Annotated in this window: 21 protein-coding genes and 3 pseudogenes; 7 read left to right on the forward strand and 17 right to left on the reverse strand. The window is 42.1% G+C overall.

What is annotated here, in order from left to right; genetic code table 11:
* Positions 1-494: 494 nt before the first annotated feature.
* Both L1765_RS13700 and L1765_RS16220 read left to right on the forward strand, forming a co-directional pair.
* Complete coding sequence (locus tag L1765_RS13700) at positions 495-1,481, forward strand: C40 family peptidase (protein ID WP_236408055.1); 987 nt, start codon at positions 495-497, stop codon at positions 1,479-1,481.
* A gap of 636 nt (positions 1,482-2,117) precedes the next feature.
* Positions 2,118-2,288: pseudogene (locus L1765_RS16220) on the forward strand (hypothetical protein); the annotation flags it as partial.
* Between the two features lie 114 nt (positions 2,289-2,402).
* On the opposite strand, the gene L1765_RS13705 reads toward L1765_RS16220, so the two are convergent.
* From L1765_RS13705 to L1765_RS13745, 9 genes and pseudogenes are all read right to left on the reverse strand, one after another.
* Positions 2,403-3,299: a TatD family hydrolase gene (locus tag L1765_RS13705; protein WP_236408056.1), complete on the reverse strand. Its 897-nt coding sequence runs from the start codon at positions 3,297-3,299 to the stop codon at positions 2,403-2,405.
* Between the two features lie 497 nt (positions 3,300-3,796).
* Positions 3,797-4,360, reverse strand: coding sequence for an FAD-dependent oxidoreductase (locus tag L1765_RS13710; RefSeq protein WP_236408057.1), 564 nt, complete (start codon positions 4,358-4,360; stop codon positions 3,797-3,799).
* A 107-nt stretch (positions 4,361-4,467) separates the two neighbouring features.
* Positions 4,468-4,563, reverse strand: a pseudogene (locus L1765_RS16225) (FMN-dependent NADH-azoreductase); the annotation flags it as partial.
* A 401-nt stretch (positions 4,564-4,964) separates the two neighbouring features.
* Entirely contained in the window at positions 4,965-5,162 is a 198-nt protein-coding gene (locus tag L1765_RS13720) for a hypothetical protein (protein ID WP_236408059.1), read from the reverse strand.
* Positions 5,158-5,684, reverse strand: a pseudogene (locus L1765_RS13725) (UPF0236 family transposase-like protein); the annotation flags it as partial. The pseudogene L1765_RS13725 and the gene L1765_RS13720, both read right to left, overlap by 5 nt.
* A gap of 56 nt (positions 5,685-5,740) precedes the next feature.
* Complete coding sequence (fdhF, locus tag L1765_RS13730; RefSeq protein WP_329610040.1) at positions 5,741-7,855, reverse strand: formate dehydrogenase subunit alpha; 2,115 nt, start codon at positions 7,853-7,855, stop codon at positions 5,741-5,743.
* 190 nt (positions 7,856-8,045) lie between these two features.
* Positions 8,046-9,311: an L-lactate MFS transporter gene (locus tag L1765_RS13735; RefSeq protein ID WP_236408061.1), complete on the reverse strand. Its 1,266-nt coding sequence runs from the start codon at positions 9,309-9,311 to the stop codon at positions 8,046-8,048.
* A 513-nt stretch (positions 9,312-9,824) separates the two neighbouring features.
* The gene (locus tag L1765_RS13740) at positions 9,825-10,187 is read right to left on the reverse strand and encodes a DUF2294 domain-containing protein (RefSeq protein ID WP_329610041.1); all 363 of its coding nucleotides are present in this window, start codon (positions 10,185-10,187) and stop codon (positions 9,825-9,827) included.
* Positions 10,188-10,217: 30 nt separating this feature from the next.
* Positions 10,218-10,583 carry a DUF2294 domain-containing protein gene (locus L1765_RS13745; RefSeq protein ID WP_236408062.1) on the reverse strand — a complete coding sequence of 122 codons (366 nt, stop codon included), beginning with the start codon at positions 10,581-10,583 and terminating at the stop codon, positions 10,218-10,220.
* A gap of 309 nt (positions 10,584-10,892) precedes the next feature.
* Here L1765_RS13745 and fdhD point away from each other — a divergent pair, with 309 nt between their 5' ends.
* Positions 10,893-11,675 carry a formate dehydrogenase accessory sulfurtransferase FdhD gene (fdhD, locus tag L1765_RS13750; RefSeq protein ID WP_236408063.1) on the forward strand — a complete coding sequence of 261 codons (783 nt, stop codon included), beginning with the start codon at positions 10,893-10,895 and terminating at the stop codon, positions 11,673-11,675.
* Between the two features lie 222 nt (positions 11,676-11,897).
* Here fdhD and L1765_RS13755 read toward each other — a convergent pair whose 3' ends face one another.
* From L1765_RS13755 to L1765_RS13785, 8 genes are all read right to left on the reverse strand, one after another.
* A complete protein-coding gene (locus tag L1765_RS13755) occupies positions 11,898-12,242 on the reverse strand; it encodes a group II intron maturase-specific domain-containing protein (protein ID WP_236408064.1) in 345 nt (114 codons plus the stop codon).
* A gap of 38 nt (positions 12,243-12,280) precedes the next feature.
* A complete protein-coding gene (locus L1765_RS16230) occupies positions 12,281-12,643 on the reverse strand; it encodes a hypothetical protein (RefSeq protein WP_236408065.1) in 363 nt (120 codons plus the stop codon).
* Positions 12,644-12,990: 347 nt separating this feature from the next.
* Entirely contained in the window at positions 12,991-13,266 is a 276-nt protein-coding gene (locus L1765_RS15990; RefSeq protein WP_329610042.1) for a reverse transcriptase domain-containing protein, read from the reverse strand.
* Entirely contained in the window at positions 13,185-13,769 is a 585-nt protein-coding gene (locus L1765_RS15995) for a reverse transcriptase domain-containing protein (RefSeq protein WP_268928929.1), read from the reverse strand. The genes L1765_RS15990 and L1765_RS15995 overlap by 82 nt, the downstream gene beginning before the upstream one ends.
* A 596-nt stretch (positions 13,770-14,365) precedes the next feature.
* Complete coding sequence (locus L1765_RS13770) at positions 14,366-15,415, reverse strand: zinc-dependent alcohol dehydrogenase family protein (protein WP_236408066.1); 1,050 nt, start codon at positions 15,413-15,415, stop codon at positions 14,366-14,368.
* Positions 15,416-15,697: 282 nt separating this feature from the next.
* On the reverse strand, positions 15,698-15,967 hold the full coding sequence (locus L1765_RS13775; RefSeq protein ID WP_236408067.1) for a UPF0236 family transposase-like protein: 270 nt from the start codon (positions 15,965-15,967) through the stop codon (positions 15,698-15,700).
* Positions 15,964-16,245 (reverse strand): hypothetical protein, encoded by a 282-nt coding sequence (locus tag L1765_RS13780; RefSeq protein WP_236408068.1) that lies wholly within the window; start codon positions 16,243-16,245, stop codon positions 15,964-15,966. Before L1765_RS13780 ends, L1765_RS13775 begins: the two co-directional genes overlap by 4 nt.
* Before the next feature lie 378 nt (positions 16,246-16,623).
* Positions 16,624-16,779 (reverse strand): hypothetical protein, encoded by a 156-nt coding sequence (locus tag L1765_RS13785; RefSeq protein ID WP_236408069.1) that lies wholly within the window; start codon positions 16,777-16,779, stop codon positions 16,624-16,626.
* A 522-nt stretch (positions 16,780-17,301) separates the two neighbouring features.
* Here L1765_RS13785 and L1765_RS13790 point away from each other — a divergent pair.
* The 4 genes from L1765_RS13790 (at position 17,302) to L1765_RS13805 (ending at position 20,324) form a co-directional block, all read left to right on the forward strand.
* Positions 17,302-18,081: an SDR family NAD(P)-dependent oxidoreductase gene (locus L1765_RS13790; protein WP_407942273.1), complete on the forward strand. Its 780-nt coding sequence runs from the start codon at positions 17,302-17,304 to the stop codon at positions 18,079-18,081.
* An 18-nt stretch (positions 18,082-18,099) separates the two neighbouring features.
* Complete coding sequence (locus tag L1765_RS13795) at positions 18,100-18,417, forward strand: ArsR/SmtB family transcription factor (RefSeq protein ID WP_236408071.1); 318 nt, start codon at positions 18,100-18,102, stop codon at positions 18,415-18,417.
* A 135-nt stretch (positions 18,418-18,552) separates the two neighbouring features.
* Positions 18,553-19,545 (forward strand): NAD-dependent epimerase/dehydratase family protein, encoded by a 993-nt coding sequence (locus L1765_RS13800; RefSeq protein WP_236408072.1) that lies wholly within the window; start codon positions 18,553-18,555, stop codon positions 19,543-19,545.
* A 107-nt stretch (positions 19,546-19,652) separates the two neighbouring features.
* Positions 19,653-20,324: an NAD-dependent epimerase/dehydratase family protein gene (locus tag L1765_RS13805; RefSeq protein ID WP_236408073.1), complete on the forward strand. Its 672-nt coding sequence runs from the start codon at positions 19,653-19,655 to the stop codon at positions 20,322-20,324.
* The last annotated feature ends 44 nt before the right edge of the window (positions 20,325-20,368 follow it).

Here is a 20,368-nt window from a genome sequence, read left to right on the forward strand (position 1 = left end):
CTGTTACAACAGATAGGTCATCCTTCATCCCTTAATGGCCCTAATAGCTTGTATCGTGAATGAAATCAAGGGCGAGCGACAGCGAGGGCTTTGCCTTTACCCTTGATGAAATGAGCGATACAAGCTAGCATCCCTCAAGGGATGAAGAACATCTAAAAAAGTGACAGAATCACTGACGTTTTAATATGACATTTTCACTGACGCTTGACATTGTTATCCACTTTTATGTTCACATGGATTATTTAAAAAATAAATTGATACACCAAATAGATCACGGTGTAGAATACCGCGATTGGCACTAACCACCATAGATAATTAGCTTTAAATTTAATCATGACGATCACCTCTTTAACCATATCATGCACGAGATGGAAGTTATTAAACCTGCCAAAATTTGGCCCAAAAGATCTCTATCAATACATGTTATGATTTTTACCAACCGATAGTTTTATTAATAATTTCTTAATAAAATCTATAGAGAAAGGAATGTTTGTATGAAAAAGAGTAAATTGCTAAATCTTCTTATAGCAGGAAGTATTGCCCTAAGCGGCCTAACAGGCTTTTCATCAGCGGTTTCCGCACAAACTGAGAGACAGGACATTGTAAACATAGCAAATAAATACATTGGATACCAGATTACAAATTATAACTCTGCCGATTTTGTGTCATATGTTTATAAAAAAGAAGGGATAAACCTGTCAAGCAGCATATATGGTCTAAGGCAGGAAGGGGTGTTGATACAAAATCAGAATGAGCTTCAGGCCGGAGATATTCTATTTTTCGGGACAAGCCCAAAAAATCTTCTCGCTAGCGGCATTTATTTGGGAGATCGAAAATTCATCATCGCCTATAAACCTTATAAAAAAATAAAGGTTTTAAATCTGGATTCCAGTATCGCTCAGAAATATTATTTGGGTGCAAGAAGAGTGATCAACCACCAACCTGAAACGCCAATCAATGTGCCAAGCAAGACGCCGAACAATAAGCCAAATGATCAAAATAACACTCCGGGAAACCAGCCTTTTGATTCAAAGAATTTTTCACAGATCCGTCAAAATATCATAAATGCTGGGATGAAATATCTCGGAACTCCTTATGAGTATGGTTCAAGCCGTTCAGATACCTCAACATTTGACTGCTCCGATTTTGTCAGACAAGCCTTTAAAGATGGGGCAGGAATTGTGCTTCCAACCAATTCAAGAACCCAAGCAGCTTACGTAAAGCAAAAAGGAAACTATACAACCGACTGGAGAAAGCTGAAACCGGGTGATATCATGTTTTTCATGTCATACAGAGGGTACAAGCCTTCCGATTATAAAGGTATCGACCCCTCAACTCAAAGAATTACCCACAATGGGATCTACTTAGGAGATGGGAAAGTTCTTCACACCTATTCCCAGGAATCAGGCGGCGTCCGTATAGATACCATTGAAGGGAAGCATTGGGAAAGCCGATTTATCTTTGGAGGAAGTGCACTGTAAAAACAAAATCAAGGGCATCAATATAACGATGCCCTTTAAAAAGTTTACTGGCTCTTCGGCACTAGCAGTGATTTAGTCCATTAAATTCTCCGTTTCCAAAATCGTTGTTCACTCTTGGGATTTTCTTCTCACTTTTTAAAATAGGGTAATCGGGCAAAGGTCGTTCCTCACATAATTTTTCTGATAGTTATACATTGAGCGGGAAACACCAGGCACATTCTTGATTGCATTTGGAAAACCCATTACGAACAACATCAAAGTTATCTTTAATATTGATAGTCAAAAATAGTCTTAACGATCCGTTGGCGTATTATTTAAATCAATATATGTCAAACGGTAAATATATAGCCTCAAACAAAAAGACTCGCCTATCCCTTTTGTGTAAGTACCTCATTCGTTCTTCGAAAGTGCAGCCACACAAGAATGTCTTCCAAATTATGAATGCCAGATATAAAAAAGGCCCTTCTTCTTGGTAGAGTGTTAAAGATCAACGGGAGGTTAGTATCAATACGTTGTATTAACAATTTGCGATACTTTCTCCGTCGATCTCAGCTTTTAGCATTTTTGAGATGCACTCTAAAACTTTTTAGAGTGTATGCACTTGTTATTGTAAAAAACTTCCTTCACGGTGACGATGTGGAGGAAGGTTTACGATACGTAAATATTGATGCTTGCTATCCGGCAATAATTACAATTGGTCAATTAGTTGCTGCTTTAAAGAGCGGAGAATATAATTTAAAGCGGACAGCTGTCATCTTATCACAAACAGGCGAAGGCTGCCGAACAACAAATTATTTAGCTCTTTTGAACTCATAGAGGTAGATAGATTCGTAAACATAAAAAAAGGCCGTTCATTGGCCCATAGTATCAAAATCGTTCTTTTCAAATTATCCAAACGCTTGTGATGATGCACAATTCTGTTCATATTTCTAATCTGTAAAACTTCTTCGTGTTTTCAAAAATAATACGGTATACGTCCTTCGTTGGAACGCCTTTTAGCGCAACAATTTTCTTTAGTGAATAATGAATCATTTTAGGATGAGTGTGTTCACCATTAAATGGACCTTTAAATGGCCATGGACCATCTGTTTCCACGAGTAGTTGCTCCAAAGGATATTGCTTCGCTATTACTTGGGTTTCTGGTTCATATAAAATATCTGGTGTTACAGAAATAACATACCCATTTTTAATCATTCGTGAAATAGTTTCTGGATCTCCTTTAAACCAGTGAAAATGCGCTTTCTGAACTCCATGTTTTTCAAGCAAGTCACAGGCAATTGGAGCATCATCGTAAATCGCATGCAAAATGATCGGCTTGTCTAGTTCTTTGGCTAATAGAATGAACTTTTCTAATACATCTATATAGGCTTCAAAGGAAAAATCGGTATTTTCTTTTTTCCTTCGTAAAAAGTACGGCAACCCTACCTCACCAACTGCAACCAAGTCTCGTTTATGTTTTCTAATCCACGCTAGGAAGGCTGCAAGCTTTTCCTCCGAAGGTAAGGATTGTTCGGGATGATAACCAAATGCAGGATATACATTCGCATATTGATGGTGTAATAATAAATTCTTTTTTGATGACTCGAAATCCGTCGAAACCGCAATTAATGCGGAAATATGATTCTCTTCTAAGTCATCTAGAATTTGTGTCCGTATTTCTTCTTCATAGGAATCCAAATGAATATGGGAATCAATAATTTTCATTTCTTCTCCATCCTTCGAGGTATAATAAGACAGACGGCGTTTGACCTTCTCCGGATCAAGGAAACGGTTCTTTCCCTTCTCTTTCAGGTAATTGGAATTATATGCCAGTTCCATGGATCCGATCTCATCCAGACTGTATTGTTCCGATCATCACCCTCACGTATGAGAACTTCCTTCGATCCATGAGCTGCCTCAAAGCTGCTATCTTCGTGCATGGGTTGCCGAAGGGAACAGCCAGCGGGTAAGAAGTTCAAATGAGTGTTGAGGAAACAGACTTTATACGTAGTCGGGCTACCGGAATGAGACGAATTTCCCCAAATGACCCTAAGACCATTGTCCGCGAACATCACGAAATGTCCAAGACCCTATTCCAAAAAAAACTCATACATCATAAAATTAAATTATGAAGTTTTCAAAGAACGAAAATACCAACTGGAAATTGGTTGATTTTCGGTCGGTAAATATATCATACGAGTTTATTCTTAGCCGTACGCGAACTGCAAAAATCAATTTTTATTTCATTAACGGGCTGGATCGTGGAAGAACCTAGGACTAAAAAAGGGGTCAAAGTGGCGAAAAAACAAACCATTTGAACCCCGTTTTAAAACTTATTAAGCTTTTAGCACATCGTGATCTACGTATCTTTCTCCATTGATTTCACTAATCACATTAATTGCCACTTTTGCCCCATCACCTGCGGTTATAATGGCATGTACACTAACACCCGCACAAGTTCCAGCAGCCCAAATTCCATCGATATTCGTTTTCCCATTGATATCCACATCTAATACTGTTTTTATTCTTGGTTCTGTTCCGGGTTTTGTACGAATACCGATTTTTTCTGCTACATCTGTAATTGCTCCCGTAGCGAGAATAACATATTTTGCTTCATATTGACCATTTTCCGTTTGAATCTGAAAAGCATCGCCTTTTTTTTGAATATCAACAGCTTTATCCCTAACAAGCTCTGCCCCGAATTTTTGAGCTTGCTTTTCTCCTAATTCAACCATTTCAGGACCGCCAATTTCCATGATTCCGTAAAAGTTCTCAAACCAAGCCCTTCTTGTCATCCCTTTATCATTGTCAATGAGCAATGTTTTCTTTCCTGCCTTTGCAGTAAACAAAGCCGCACTTGCCCCAGCAGGACCAGCACCGATGATGGCGATATCATACATATTAAACAACTCCTTATATTTGAATGTGGTTACAAATAAATTAAAGTTTGTTCATTATGGTTGCCGCTCTTTAACTTCCTTCACCAATAATCTGCTCAGCCTTATCAGGAAACTGATTTATCTTGAAACAAGCCAATGGGACCTTCTTGCGTTTAACGGAATGTTTTCCCTGCTTGGCTTAAGTAATCGATATAAGTATGCAATTCTCTTTACGTTCATCAGTATGGTACACCCTTAAAGAGCGCCGGTCTTGTTCACCACTAACCCGTCGAATAAACCCCTTTTGGTCAAGACGAAAAACCATACGGGCATATTCGTTTTACCTTTATTTAATTTTTCCGCAATTTCATTCTGATTAAGACCATCTTTTTACCAGAGAAGCATCACAATCAAATTTTGCTCAGGAGCAATATTAAAAGGAGCTATTTTTTATATAAATCACGTATAAATAATTTCAAAAGAATCACCTCAATGGTTGCTGTAACAACTGATGTTATAAGTGAATTATATTTTAGGACGATTCAAGTGTCAATTTAATATATTTCGTCGCATAAACAACTCGAAAAAGTATTGACCCTCTCTCACTTGGTGGCGCTTACGTTTATCATCCTGTCATTTGCGATGCTTGGTTTTTCTTTAATTTCCTCGTATCAATCCTTTCAAGGCTCTCCCTGTCGGACTGCTTTGCATTGGACCCAGCAACAAACGGATCGTCCCATCGATACATCCTTTCGATTGTCGTTTCACTTCCCGTAACCACTGGCGGATCGTGAAAATTACTGACGACGGAACATTTTGACATAGATATAACGGGTAAAGTACGAAGTACATTCCCCAATCCATTCCGCTCCGTCTCCATTCACCACCAGCCACGTCTGTTCATCCATAGCGTAGTGTTGTACTAAAAAATCGCCAATTCCTTCCCAAAAATCGCCGTCACCAGTATGTAAATAATGCCGGTTTGCCTTCAGCCGTATCCGGCCCCCGACGTTTTTCCATCCCCCTTGCACGACTGCAATGCGATTCTCCATCCCGCGGCGTCGCTCCCGTTGAAGTTTCGTGTACAGTCCGTCCACGTCCACGAACAATACCTGCACAGGACGTCTCTCCTCTTTCGAAGGAGCTGTAGTTCGGCTTGCTCAATGAGTTTGTCCCGCCCCTCATACTGCAGCATCCGATCCAGCAGCAAAAAAACATGCTTCCCTGTCTTGCGTTCCAGGCACAACCTCCGTTTGAACCGCACGGTATCAAACAACGTATCGATACTGACCTCCCGTTGATCTTTGAGACGAAAGCGAGCAGTATCGTTGGTGAGTAATAATTGACACCTTTTACAAAATGGTGTTTAATTAACAAATAAAAGGGGGAATCGTCCCCCTCTTATTTTATCTTTTCAATTTTTACAGCACATGACTTAAATTCAGCCGTCCCTGCTAGCGGATCTGTTGCCTGAATGGTTAATACGTTTGTGGGGGCTAAATCCGGAAAATGGAAGGTCATAAAAACGAGCCCCGGGGATAACTTCTTGCTAATCTTCGCTTTTACGGAAACTGCACCCCGCCTCGAGCTTACTCTTACCACTTCTCCATTCCCAATTCCTAATTTTTCTGCATCCTCTGCACAGATTTCCAGAAAATCTTCCGCGTCTTTTACATTCTTATAATTTTGTGTTTGAACACCTGTATTGTAGAAGGCCAATCGACGCCCTGTCGTTAATTGAAACGGATATTCTTCATCCGGTTGTTCAGCGGGAGGCTGATATTCAACCGGATGGAAAGGAGCCCGTTTTCCAACATCCTCCTTCCACAATCGTTCATGCAAGAATTTGGTTCCAGGCTCATTCTCATTTCGGCAAGGCCACTGGATTCCGCCTTCCCGCTCCATTTTTTCGTAGGTAATTCCAGAAAAATTAGGAGCAACTAGCCTAATCTCATCCCAAATCTCTTTTTCCGATTGATAATTCCATCCCGCTCCCATACGGTTAGCGAGATCCTGGACAATCCAGTGATCTTGCCTTGCATCACCGGGAGGTTGAATCGCAGCCCGTACCCGCTGTATCCTCCTTTCGCTGTTGGTAAACGTTCCCTCCGTCTCAGCCCAACCGGCAGCAGGTAGCACAACATCAGCAAACTGCGCTGTTTGTGTAAGAAAAATATCTTGTACAACCAAGAATTCCAGATCTCTAAACAGTCTTTTTACATGATTGGAATCAGCATCCGATTGAATCGGATTTTCACCTATCACATATAGGGCTTTGATTTCTTTTCTGGCCATTGCCTCCAGCATGGCAGTTTGATGTTTCCCGACTTTTTTCGGTATCGGTTTTCCCCAAACCTGTTGGAACAAAGCACGCCCTTCCGAGTCGTCGTAATTCCATCCTCCTGTTAAACGGTTGGGCAAAGCCCCCATGTCCCCTCCACCTTGCACATTGTTTTGCCCACGCAAAGGGTTCAAACCTGAACCATACTTTCCAATATGTCCGGTAAGAAGGGCCAGATTAATAATGGAAAATACATTTTCCGTACCATTATGGTGTTCCGTAATCCCCAACGTCCAGTTTATGATTGCTTTATCAGCCTTGGCATACATCCGGGCCACTTCCCGGATATCGTTAGCTGACACTCCCGTAATTTTCTCTACAAATTCAGGGGTATACCGTTTCACCTGTTCCCGATACGCCTCAAAATGCTCGGTAGCCCGTTTCACAAACTCATGATGGTATAATCCTTCATCGATGATGACATGAGCCATGCCATTCGCGAGGGCAATATCCGTACCTACGCGAACCGGTAACCATTTATAGGCTAGTTTCGTCTGATCAATCTGTCTGGGATCGATAACGATCATTTTAGCTCCATTTTTAATTCCCCGGCGCATATGGTTAAAGATAATAGGGTGACATTCCTGAGTGTTGCTACCCCAAGCAATGATTAAATCGGTATTTTCCAATTCTTCATAAGATGTGGTTGCCGCTCCCATTCCAAAAACTGTCACCAGACCGGTGACACTGGGTGCGTGTCAAGTACGATTACAGCTATCGATGTTATTTGTTTCCAGGACTGTCCTCATGAATTTAGCCGCCAAGTAGTTAAGTTCGTTAGTTGAACGTGACGAACTGAAACAGCCAAAAGCATCGGGCCCGTAATCCTGTTTAATTTCGTTAAAACGCTTGGAAACCAAATCTAAAGCCTCGTCCCATGAAGCGGATACGAATTGGCCGTTCTTGCGAATCAAAGGTTGTGTCAATCTTTTACTGCTGTAAACATATCCCCATCCCATCGAACCTTTGATACATGTCTCGCCATGGTTACTCGGATTATTTTTGTCACCTCGAACAGATTCAATCTTGCCGTTAACAACTTGCACGTTCAACCCACAGCCAGTACCGCAAAAGCTACAAATCGTCTGTACTTCATATAAATCTGTTATTACACCATAATTTGTTTGCATCTCATTTCTACCCCCACTGATCGAATTATAAAAAAATACCACCATGAAACTTGCCTTGATATCAAGACGAATCCACGGTGGTTAGCCTACAGCAGTTCACTACCTAGTACCAACTACTTTTCTTTATAGTGCACATATTATTGTCAGTTCCTAATATACACTAAATTGCTTCTAAATTCAAGGAAATGTACGATAATTGCGATAATTGGTATAGCAAGAATAGGTCATAACATTATTACCCTGCCAAATCTATTCCCATTTGCGTTTTGAGATTGCGCAGTTGTTTGATGTCGATACGGATAAGCAAAGAAACGATAAATGCGACGACAAACAGACCTGCAAAAATGGTTAATGTCCCGCTGTAGCTGTTGGTTGTTTCCCGAATCCATGAGGCAAATATCGGACCCGCCAGTCCTGCAGCCGCCCAAGCGGTCAAAATATAACCATGGATCGCTCCAAGTTCTTTCGTTCCGAAAAGGTCCCCGATATAAGCAGGGATGGATGCGAATCCACCGCCGTAACAAGTTAAAATCAAGAAAATAATAATTTGGAACAAGAAAGCATTGGTTGTCATAGGCAGCAAGAAAAAGGCGATAATTTGAATAGCAAAGAATGCAGTATACGTATTAGGCCTTCCTATGTAATCGGAAAAGGAAGCCCACCCGATACGACCCGCGCCATTAAACAAACCCATTAACCCGACCATCGTCGCTGCGGCAAGCTTATCCATGCCGGCGATTTCTTGCGCCATTGGCGAGGCAACGGAAATGACAGCGATGCCACTAGTAACGTTAATGAACAACATTAACCAGAGAAACCAAAATCGGCGCGTTTTTACGGCTTGATTGGCTGATAATTGCGACAGATCCTGTTTGATTTTCTTTTTGCCAGAATCAACTTGTGCTTTAAATCCGGCTGGCATCCATCCATGCGGCGGCGGAGCTAGGTATTGAGATGATGCGAACATAAGAACAAAGTAGGCGATGCCAAGTATAAAAAACGTATTGGCAATTCCAACAGATTCGATTAGCCGAGCCATGATGGGACTGCTGATCAGTGCAGCAAAGCCAAAACCCATGATGGCAAGGCCCGTTGCGAGTCCCCGTCTGTCAGGGAACCATTTAACAAGTGAAGAAACGGGGGTAATATAACCAACCCCGAGACCAATTCCTCCCATAACTCCATAAAACAAATACAGTAAATAGAGTGAACCCAACTTTACGGCGAGACCTGAACCGACTATACCTAATCCGAAGAATATGGCTGCCAGTGTTCCGGACTTACGCGGACCGTGCCTTTCTACAAAGTGTCCTAAAAATGCGGCGGATAATCCAAGAAATAAAATAGCGATACTGAAAGCGAGGGAAACTTGTTTCAACCCCCAACCGAATTGGTTCATCAGCGGCTTCGTAAAAACGCTCCATGCATACACGGAACCGATAGAGATATGAATCCCTACAGCAGCAGCAGCAATTAACCAACGATTTTTTATCTTTTCCATCTTTCCATCCCCTTTTGAATTTTTTTAATATTTTAACCGAAACAAGCCCATTCTCATGAAGCTTATTTTATCTACCTCCCACTCCCACTAAAGTAATGTTACTCTTGGTCTGGGAGTTGTCTCTAATCTCTTTTCTCTACTTTTCATACTTCTCGTACTTTTCGTGGTGTGAATTGACGATAACAATCCTAAAGCCATATTCTCATTCAAAAACGCCGCTAACTAGAACAAATCGTGTCCAGTAGGCTCGATACCAAATACGATATCTGTTTTCTAATAAACTCGGCCATTCACCTTTATCCACATTGCAAGTTTGCGCTTCTCCCTTTCAAAACTCAAAGTTACTTCATTACAGGAACCATTCCTTCCTCCTTCTCTTATCTCCCCCCTCCCTTGTAAATATAAAACAAAAAACCACTACGAACACAGCCTTGACTTCGCAAGACGTATCCACAGTGGTTAGCCTACAGCAGGGTCACTACCTAGTACCAACTACTTACAATTTATTTCTTTCTACAGGCCGGATACCAACATTCGGTCAAAAATAAAAACAGTCATGGACGTATCACGTTGGATATTAATATCAATAAACAAATCGATAAACTGAGCCCGGACAATTTCTTCTATTTCACCGGGAAAATGCTTTCTGTACAGTTCTTTCACCATTTCTGATCTAGCTTCAACTACAGCCTGTTTACCAGTTTCTTTCTTACTAATGAACTTCTCTACAGGAGTCAAATTACCCTCTGTGTAAACGAGAATCATGTTTCCAAAGATCGTAACTTTAATTCGTTCCGGTCCTTTCCCGACATACTGTTTACGAAAGTGGCGAATCACATTGGCCAGTTCTGCTTCCTTTTTCCTCAGTATATCCATGATTATCGCTCCATCTATTTATTAACTGCCTCACTTGCCGTCAATAGGACGATCAAAAACAAAGACAGTTAGTGCCCAATCTTTTTCAATATTAATATCAGTAAACAATTCAACAAAATTGGCACCAACCACTTCTTCCAAATGAACAGGATGCTCTTCTTGATATTGCCGTTTAATCAGTTCCGTACGGGCATCACGTACCGTCCTTTTCCCTTGTTCAGTCTGGCAAATAAATTTTTCAACAGGGGTAAGTACACCTGTCATGGAAACAACCGCCATATTTTCTATGAGTTTCGTTTCAATCCGATCCGGTTCTTTACCACACGTTTTCTTGCGAAGAGCACTGACTATCTTGGAAACCTCTTCCACTCGCCATTTTACTTTTTCTTCGATCACGATGTAACCCTCATTTCGTTCTAAACCTTTCCACCCTAAAAGTAAGTCTATTGTGACGTTAAATGGGAAAGCAGAAGGGAATCGCCACTAAAATAACAGGCTAGATGTTGGTATTAATTATCATACGATAGATTATCAAAGACAGCAAATTTATTTGAAAATATCGAATTTTTTTGCTAGTATTCATTATAACAAATATCTCCTACCCGTCAATAACTTTTATAATATTTATAAAAGAGTTTTCATTTTTGCCGAAACGTTTGCCCCCGCTATTTGATGAAATTAACCAATAAAGAGGGATAAGTTAAGATGACAAATCTGCCCATTACCAGAAACAAATTAATGATCAAATATAATGAACATCAATTTTATTTTGAAGAAGACGAAATTGTTACCGAATATCCCCTGACGATCTTTCTCAATGACCAAGAATTTGCTACTTTGGTGTGTACTCCCTCTGATTTGGAAGAACTGATCATTGGGTTTCTTGCCTCAGAAGGAGCAATCCGATCTTATCAAGAGATTAAGGATATCATGATTAATCCCAATCACGGGATTGCCTATGTCGATCTTAACCGTCCGTTTCAACTGAATCAACAATTTTTCTCCAAAAGACGTATCACGTCCTGCTGCGGAAAAAGCCGTCAATCCTTTTATTTTTTTAACGATGCCCGCACAGCTAAACCGGTACAATCATCCACCAATATCACACCAAGCGACTGTTTCCGTTTGATGGATTATCTACAAAAATCTTCAACTCTTCACCAAATCACAGGTGGTGTTCACAATGCGGCCCTCTGTACGCCTGAACAGATTGTCGTCAGATACTCGGATATTGGCAGGCATAATGCTTTGGACAAAATATTCGGCCATTGTCTGAAAATGGGAATTGCCACTGAGGATAAGATTCTTGTATTCAGCGGGCGCATTTCATCAGAGATTTTGTTAAAAGCGGCCAAAATTGGCGTCGGGGTCGTTTTATCTAAATCAGCTCCTACCACACTTTCTTTACAACTAGCTGAGGAACTGGGAATCACCATTATCGGCTTTATCCGGGATAATAGACTAAACATTTACACCCACACGGAATAAGCTTTGTTCTAATTCACTGTTGACTTAGGAATGGAGGCGAGTACAAGGAAAAGGAAGCAAAAGACAATATCTGGTTTTTAGACAATAGAGTAGAGAACTGAAATTTTCTGGCGACCGCAAGGTCGCCTTAATTCTTTCAGTTCCCCCTCATCAAACCGTACGTGAAGTTTTCCCTCATACGGCTTTCCGATGTTCTTCTTCCTTTGGCATTACAGTCCGTGCTTACGTGGTTAATTTTGCCAGTGTATGCTTTGTGATCTTCCTCACTTCGCCCATACGTGCATGTTTGTGTCGCTTATTCTTTTTCTTGTTCCAGAAAAGCGTGAGACGTTCAAGGATGTACCAGTCAATACGGTTGAGCCATTTCGCGCCTATCGGGGAGATGGAATAGTAGTTCTTCCATCCGTATATCTTGCGGTTCAACCCCTTAACCAGATCTTGTATGTCTACATACAATTTGTTCCTTGGGGCAAGGTAATCCTTGACCTGCTGTCTCATCTTCTTCATGGCCTTCTTGCTTGGAATGTGGCAGAAAACATAGATTTCGCTTCCCCCTTTGTTTCGCACCGGAAATTTCCGATTGTGAAACCCCTTCTTCGGTATTTCTACCGCTTTGACTGGAGGTGGAAAGTAACTACCCGAGGACATACGATTCCGATCTTATAAAGGTTGTCTTTCAAGTTCTCTTCGAACTCCAGAATCGATTCTTCATCGATTCCAGGCGCTCCTTTGTTTGCTTTTACTCGCTTGTATGCTTCCCATACCATTTGTTTTGAAATCTTGAACGGCTTTGTTTTGTCCATTTGTTCCTCCCACTTTGTGGTTGACTCATTTTCAAAAACAGGATAATACAGCTCCTTCGCTCCTCTTTTCTTTCGAAAAGCTTCATCACTACTACAAGCTGTTCCGCCCCTATACTCCGCATTTGTACTTTCATCCTTGCGGGGTTTCCACTTGGATTTTTCCATTCGCATCGGAGTCGTAGGTTCCCACGTTCCGTACAGAAGCCTATGTTACGTTCACGCCGCCTTCATGCCGGCCACCGTCTGGTCTGTAAGCAGGTTCCTCCCAGACTTATCCCAGGTTAACGACTCCCCCCTGGTTTTGATGACGTCCCTACGCTTTCGACACTTTCTCAGCGGTTCACGGGTATTCGTCTCCGTAACACTTACCTGACAGGGTCTTGCCCTGCCTTTTCCTTAACGCTCACTACCACGGCTTTTGAGCATAGCAGCTTAAGGTGGTTTGAAGCCTCCGCCTGCACAGCGGCTCCGAGGGGCCTACCCTCATCTTCTGTACAGCATAGCCGTAGTGCTTACGCACTGCGCTTTCGTGGCGCACAATCGTCTGCATATCTAATCATGTTTGCTTCACCGCGACACGCCTTTTTTACCGCTACCTTAAACCATAGGTCTAAGGCATAGTGTAAGTAAATGTTGGCTAGTATTGGTGATATGATAGATCCTTGCGGGGTTCCCGATAATGTCAGTTCCCATGTCCCGTTTTCCATCACTCCCGCTTTAAGGAAGCGTTTATCAGTCTTAGGATATTTGGGTCTGCTATTCTCAATCTCAGGAATTTCATAAGCCATTCGTGATCGACATTCGTGAAAAAACTGCGAATGTCGGCATCAACGACATAGCTAGTCTTTCCGTATTCTATGATACGATTTAGAGCTTTCATCGCGTCATGACAACTTCTGCTGGGGCGGAAACCGTAGGAAAAGTCTAGAAAGTCCTGTTCGTAGATGGCCTGTAAGATCTTGTTCAGCCCCAGTTGCACAATTTTATCCTCGTAAGCGGGTATTCCGAGCGGTCTTACACTCTTCTCGTCCTTCGGAATATATGTCCTTCTTACGGGTTGTGGCCGATAACTTTTCTTCTTTAGCCGATCTACCAGAGTCCTGATGTTTTCTTCTAAATTTTCCTCATATGCTGCCTTGGTAACCCGGTCTACTCCTGTTGCTTTATTGCCGTCAAGTTCCCTGTGACACTGCATCAGCAGTTCCTCATTCAGAAAGTGGTACAGCGATGTGAATTGTTCATTTGGCTTTTCTTTTGCAATCTCTGCTATTCTTGCTAGTTTTGTTTGCATCTTTTGCCCACCCCAGTGTGTGGAAAATGTGTCCCTATCAAGATCGATGATATGTCACCGCCTTCCCTTCATCGACATTACTCGACTTCATCGGTACTATGCAGTGATGCGACTCCCTGCCCGCCATTTGACATTCTCCCTTGTGGTCGGTTGTTTGTCGTACTCCTTGTTAAGAAGAGCGAACAGAGTCTCCCAAGTTACTGTGAAGTCATTGTATAGCATGCCTGGCTCTTCGACTCCGGGGAAGTCCTGCCCAACTCGCCATTTACGCTGGACAAGATGTTGTTTTCCGGACTTTCGACACCGTCAACCTTCCCGTTTTACTCTTTTCGAAGCTCAATCACTTTCAGGCCTACTATCTGACTGTCTACGCTTAGCGTCTGCGATTACTCCCACACGCCCAAGACTCGCTATTGGTGACTTGGCTAGAGTCTTACCAAGCAGGATTTCCACCTGCTAAACTTCACAACCTAGGCTTGGTCGCACCGAAAGTTGAGTTATTACTTAAGTTTGGCACCATTTTTGAGAATTCGGTCATGGGGAAATGTTTTATCAGTTGCGGAGTCAACCCTATATTCAACTGTACCTGATTCGATTTAAAATTGGGTAATAACACTGAAACCAAGTGTTTTGAAGTTGGTCATATTGTCAAGGACACGGTTTACATCGTTGAGTGAAACCTGTTCAGAAACGAGTGACTTGGGATTCAGTTTTCCCTGAGCCACGAGTGCAAGTAGTCCGTCATACTGGGAATGAGGATTTCCCAGACTACCCACAACCTCCAACTCCATAGCCGTAATCGCATCAATTGGCAGTGCAACCATACCACCCTCTTCATGGGTTGTTAAACCAATCTGCACATGCCGACCTCCCTTGCGAAGCGAGAGGACAGAGTTAAGTACCGTCTCCCTAATCCCTAACGCATCAATCGAAACATGAGTTCCTCCTTTGGTAATCTCTCGAATAGCTTCAGGGGCATTATTCTTACGTGCATTGACCACGGCAACGGCCCCTTCTTTCATCGCTTTTTCCAGCTTCGCGTCATCGACATCAACCGCTATGACTTGAGCGCCGATAGCATTGGCCACTTGCACCGCAGATAGACCCACTCCACCTGCGCCATGAATCGCTACCCACTGCCCAGGCTGTACATTGCCCCTCAAGACTCCGTGGTAACCCGTCATATAACGGCATCCGATCGCCGCTGCCGTCACGGAATCAACTTCATCTGGTAAACGGATTAGGTTAAAGTCAGCATTAGGCACAAGGACATATTGAGCATAAGCTCCATCATAGCTGAAGCCGAAGATTTTCAGATTTTCACATAGATTGGAAACCCCGCTCAAACAATAAGAACAATGGGAGCACCCTTCATGGAAGGGTACGGTGACACGATCACCAGGGCGGAAGCGTTGGATGGCACTGCCTACCTCCTCCACGACACCGCCAAATTCATGCCCAGGAATGATTGGCAGTTCAGGGCTCAACCCAATCCAGCTCCAGTCCCCCATCCAGGCATGCCAGTCACTGCGGCAAACGCCGCATGCTTCAATCCGAATAATGACATCATGGGGACCAGGGGTCGGGTCTAATACATTTGTTACCTCAAGCGGTTTTTTATGCTCTACAATTCGTGCTGCTTTCATAATTTTTGATTCCTCCTTTTTCTTTATCACCTGTTTAACCAAGCGATTATTATGCCAAAAAACGCTTTAAAAAAAGTTGACCACGTTACTGTCCATATTTCATTGGTTCAACCCTTGTTTAAATATTTATTTTTTTAACTGCTTTTTATTCCCACTATTAGGTTGCCCATATCACTTGCTCCCTGCTTTCTAGTCCCGGCATATGCGCCTAAACACCATGCTCCGTTGCTTTCTTGAGGCCGCTTGCCTTTGGTCGGTCTGCCTCGGCGTTTCTCCCTTGGGTTAATCACCTTGATCTCGGTTTTCCGTTTTTTCGCTGTTGCTACGGACCCTCTTTACAACTTCATCCCCTTCCCCATTACGTACCGTTGCCTTCACTTGCACCAGATTGTGCGTTCCCTTTATTCTCCAACTCATCCCTCTTTTTTTCATCCGGTCCGCTACCAGGTTATCGTTGCTATTTTCAATGTTGCCGATCCCGCGAGCCAGCTCCGGAAGCTTATCGGTTCTCATCCGATAATCCTTCAGGCTTTCCCAGTTCCGTAAAATCATTTTTCTAACTTGATGATCTCCTTTTCCTTTTCTTTTCTCCCCTTTTTCTTCTCCGCCAACAATACCTTGAATCCCTCTTGGTCATCAGCTTCTATCAGGGATTCGATGGTATCTACCATCTGCTGTTCCCCAAAGCCAAACACCAGCAAATTGACCCGGTCTTTTTCCTGCAAAGATATATACACGCCATCCGATTCCACCACCACAATCTCAGCTGCCCGTCTCCCTTCTTCCTTTTGTGCGGTTTCCTTTCGTTTCGTAATCGCTTCCCCCACCATTTGTACGCTTGATGAATCCGTTGATGACTAATGCTTAGTCCCACTTATCCCATCATTCGTGCGCTTTCCCGATAGGAATTCTGGGTTGCCATGTAGGCTGCCACTTTGATCAGCGTGGGGCTTAACGTTTGTTTTTCGTGTATGCCTACCATCTCATCCAGTGCATAAAATCAATCCCGCTGGTTGCGATACAACCGCAGACGGTACGAAATCTCCCCAAACAACGTATCGATCCATATTTCGCGATATCCTTCGCTCTTACCTAAACGCCCCTCTTGTTGAAACAATAAAGGGAACTGGGTTCGGTTGAAAGCGATACTTTGGATCCAAGCTATTACAAAAGAAAGGCATTGCTCGACACTTCATAGCAAAGTTATGTTATTTTATGTCACTTTCTGCGCTTTCCTGGGAAAAGTATAGAAATTCATCATCTTTCTTCAAAATTGTAATAACTTCACTTTCAGTATCCATTAGTACAGAATACCCTTGTCCATTTTCTATTTTGATTTCCGCTTCAATAAACCACAGTTGCACAGCAATTCTGTTCTCATCAATTCCTATAAAACGTCCAATACCGGATGACTCTCCATCCTTAATGAACGCGCTCCCAAGTTAAAACTTCACCGTATTGTTCAGTTATAACAATACGTTTCACTTGCGTAGTTATATTCCATAATGTCCTCCATTTTTTACCCAGATTGAATTTTGTGGTGAACTCATTATTGGATTGTAATCGTTTCATGACAACACCACTTTTGTTGTAGTTGGTTCATTAGGATCAATGATTTTAACTTTTTTCAACATCTTAAATCATCCTCATTCGTTTTAATATCCTTATTGTCCCAATAGTGAAAGGAATAATAATCCAATATTGGTTAGATCATATTCATATACGAGTATGATCGATTAACCGAAAGATTCAACAGTGCCGGAAGTACATTCACTGAATCCTTGACATGATTATCATAATTTATTATTATCTGTTTAAGCGTTTGAACATATAAACTAACCCTACCACTAATTATTAGATCTGTGGGGTTTTGAAAAGGAAGTGATATCATGAGCAAAACTGCATTGATTACCGGGGCGTCAAGTGGGATTGGAAAAGAACTTGCGAATCTTTTTGCCAAGGATGGACAAGACCTTGTACTTGTCGCCAGAAAAGAAGATCAATTACGACAGTTGGCTAAAGAGCTGACGAGCCGTTATCCTATTAATATCAAGGTGATGGGTAAAGATCTGAAGGACCCTTCTACACCACAGCAAATCTACGATGAACTGAAACAAGAAAACATCCAAATTGATTTCTTAATCAACAATGCTGGCCATGGTCTTTATGGTGAATTTATTAAAACGGATGTGAATGAAGAAATTAGTATGATCGACGTCAATATGAAGGCATTAACACTATTGACCAAATTTTTTCTGCCCGGGATGGTTCAGCGTCAACAAGGAGGTGTCTTAAACGTGGCATCGACCGCTGCGTTTCAACCAGGACCACTCATGGCAGTGTATTACGCCACGAAAGCTTATGTCCTTTCCTTTACCGAAGCACTGGAAAATGAGTTAAAGGGTACGGGAGTCAAGGTTACTGCTCTATGTCCTGGACCCACGAAAACCGGTTTCAGTCAGCGCGCGAACTTGGGCGAATCAAAACTGTTTCAGAGTGGAGTCATGAATGTACAAGAAGTGGCTCAAATTGGTTATCAAGGTTTTATGCAAGGTAAATCAATTGTCATCCCTGGCATGAAAAACCGACTTCTCGCATTTCTTGTGCGTTTCTTGCCGCGCAAAACAGTAACGCAGCTCGTTCACCAAGTACAGGACCGGAAATAGAGAGGAGGAGAACCCTCTATGGGTCAACAAGCCATTGATACATTTCGCTCTTGTATACCGCTATTTCACGCATTAAGCGACCCTGCCCGGCAGGATATCATTTTATTATTGGCTGAAACCAAACAATTAAGCGTGAATGAAATTGCGGAGAAATCCAATCTTTCCCGCCCGGCAATTTCTCACCACCTAAAGGTACTGCGTGACGTCAAGCTGGTAACCATAGAACAAAAAGGGACGCTGCGCTACTACTCCCTTGCTTTGGAAGAAGCTGTTGCTTTACTCAAGGAACTGGTCCGTACAGTAGAAACGCATTGTGAACTTGAGGATTCCGGCTGATTTACGTCTGAATCAGTTTTCTCACTCTAAAGATCTAAACTGGTCAGCCCGACTGGCACGCATTTTCACACGGGAGGGAATTGTCAAATTTACCAGCCAGTTTACCAAACCGAAATAAAAACGGAGGTTTTCTAAATGAAAATTGGAGTGATCGGTGCAACAGGAATGATTGGACATCATACAGCTAAGGCAGTGATGGAAAGAGGCCACGAATTAGTAGTCATTCATCGAGAAACATCTAACCTAGATGTGTTAGATCATCTTACATTTACATCAATGGTTGCCGATCTATATGATGAATCAAGCCTGATAAAAGCATTGTCCAACGTTGATGCAGTCATTCACTGTGCGGCCTATTATCCAACAGAACCTTTGCCTTGGTATGAGGATGTTCGGCGTGCAACAAATCAAATGGAGACTTTTTTATCAGCATGTGAAAAAGTGACGCTGCACAGAATTGTTTACCTTGGAGCCGCCATTGCTCTGCCCAAAAATCCCTCGGGCGAACCAGGGACTGAAGAACTTATTTATCCTACAACTCCCCAAAAGAAAAATCCCTATTTACAAGTGAAATATGAGCTGGATCGAATGGCTAGAGAAAGAGCTTCTGACAAATTGCCGATTGTGATTGGTATTCCATCCATGTGTTTTGGAGAATATGACTATGGTCCTTCAACTGGCAGATTGATTTTGGATATTGTAAATGGAGATTTACCTGCTTATATTGAAGGGAAACGGAATGTCATTTATGCAGGGGATGCAGGTCATGGTCTGGTTCTGGCCTGTGAAAAGGGAAAGATTGGAGAAAGATATTTATTTACCGGGACAAACATTACGATGAGTGACTTAGTGCACAAAATAGCTGATATCGCAAATGTACAGCCTCCGCAAAGGCAAATACCTCTGTCTCTTGCTTCATTTGCGACAAAAACGCGAGAACTCAAATATCGAACCATGGGCGGTACTCCGCCAAAAATAAGCTCAACGGCTGTCGCGATTATGGCGCTTGGTCAATTTTTAAATGGCGAAAAAGCACGTAACGAGTTACATTTCAATAATGCATTGACTTTAGAAGAAACGATTAAAATAACGATTGATTGGTTTAAGAAAGTAGGTTATATCAAATAGTTTTTTGTCAATTAAAAATCCATCAAAAAAGTTTGCAATCGTTGATCTCAATCCCTCACTTCCGATAGTGGGGGTATTTTAAGAATAATAAAGATGGGATGGTAAATATGAGCAAAAAAACAGCTCTCGTGTTAGGAGCTACTGGTCTGATCGGAAGCGAATTGGTAAAAATATTGATTCAACAAAACAAATATGAAAAGATTCACCTGCTGGTACGTCGATCTATAGGAGTAAATCATTCAACATGTGAAGAACATGTTATTGATTTTGATCATTTAGATGAATATTCCCATTTATTTCATGTAACGGATGTATTCTGCTGTTTGGGTACCACGATAAAAACGGCAAAGAGCAAAGAGGCTTTCCGAAAAGTGGACTATGTTTATCCTGTTGAGGCAGCTAAGTTATCGAAACAATTCCACGTTGATAAATTTCTAATCGTTACCGCAATGGGCTCAAACCCGAAATCTCCTATTTTCTATAATCGCGTTAAAGGAGAAGTGGAAGAGACTCTTAGAATGCTAAAACTTCGTTCTCTTCATATTTTCCGCCCCTCTCTGTTGTTAGGGGACCGAAAAGAGTTTCGCTTGGGCGAAAAATTGATGGGAATGGTTAGTCATTTGCTAAATGTAATCTTGGTTGGACCCTTACGTCCATATAGAGCGATTGAAGCAAACAAAGTAGCCTTAGCAATGGCTGCAAGTGCGAACACGAATAAAACAGGGGTCAATATTTATCCTTCTCATGAGATCGAGCGTATGGCAAATGAAGTTCGATAAGTTTTTCAGTTTCGCACTAATAGCATCCATCCCTTGTCGCTTAC

Origin of the sequence: Microaerobacter geothermalis, assembly GCF_021608135.1 — a bacterium.
Lineage (GTDB): Bacteria > Bacillota > Bacilli > DSM-22679 > DSM-22679 > Microaerobacter > Microaerobacter geothermalis.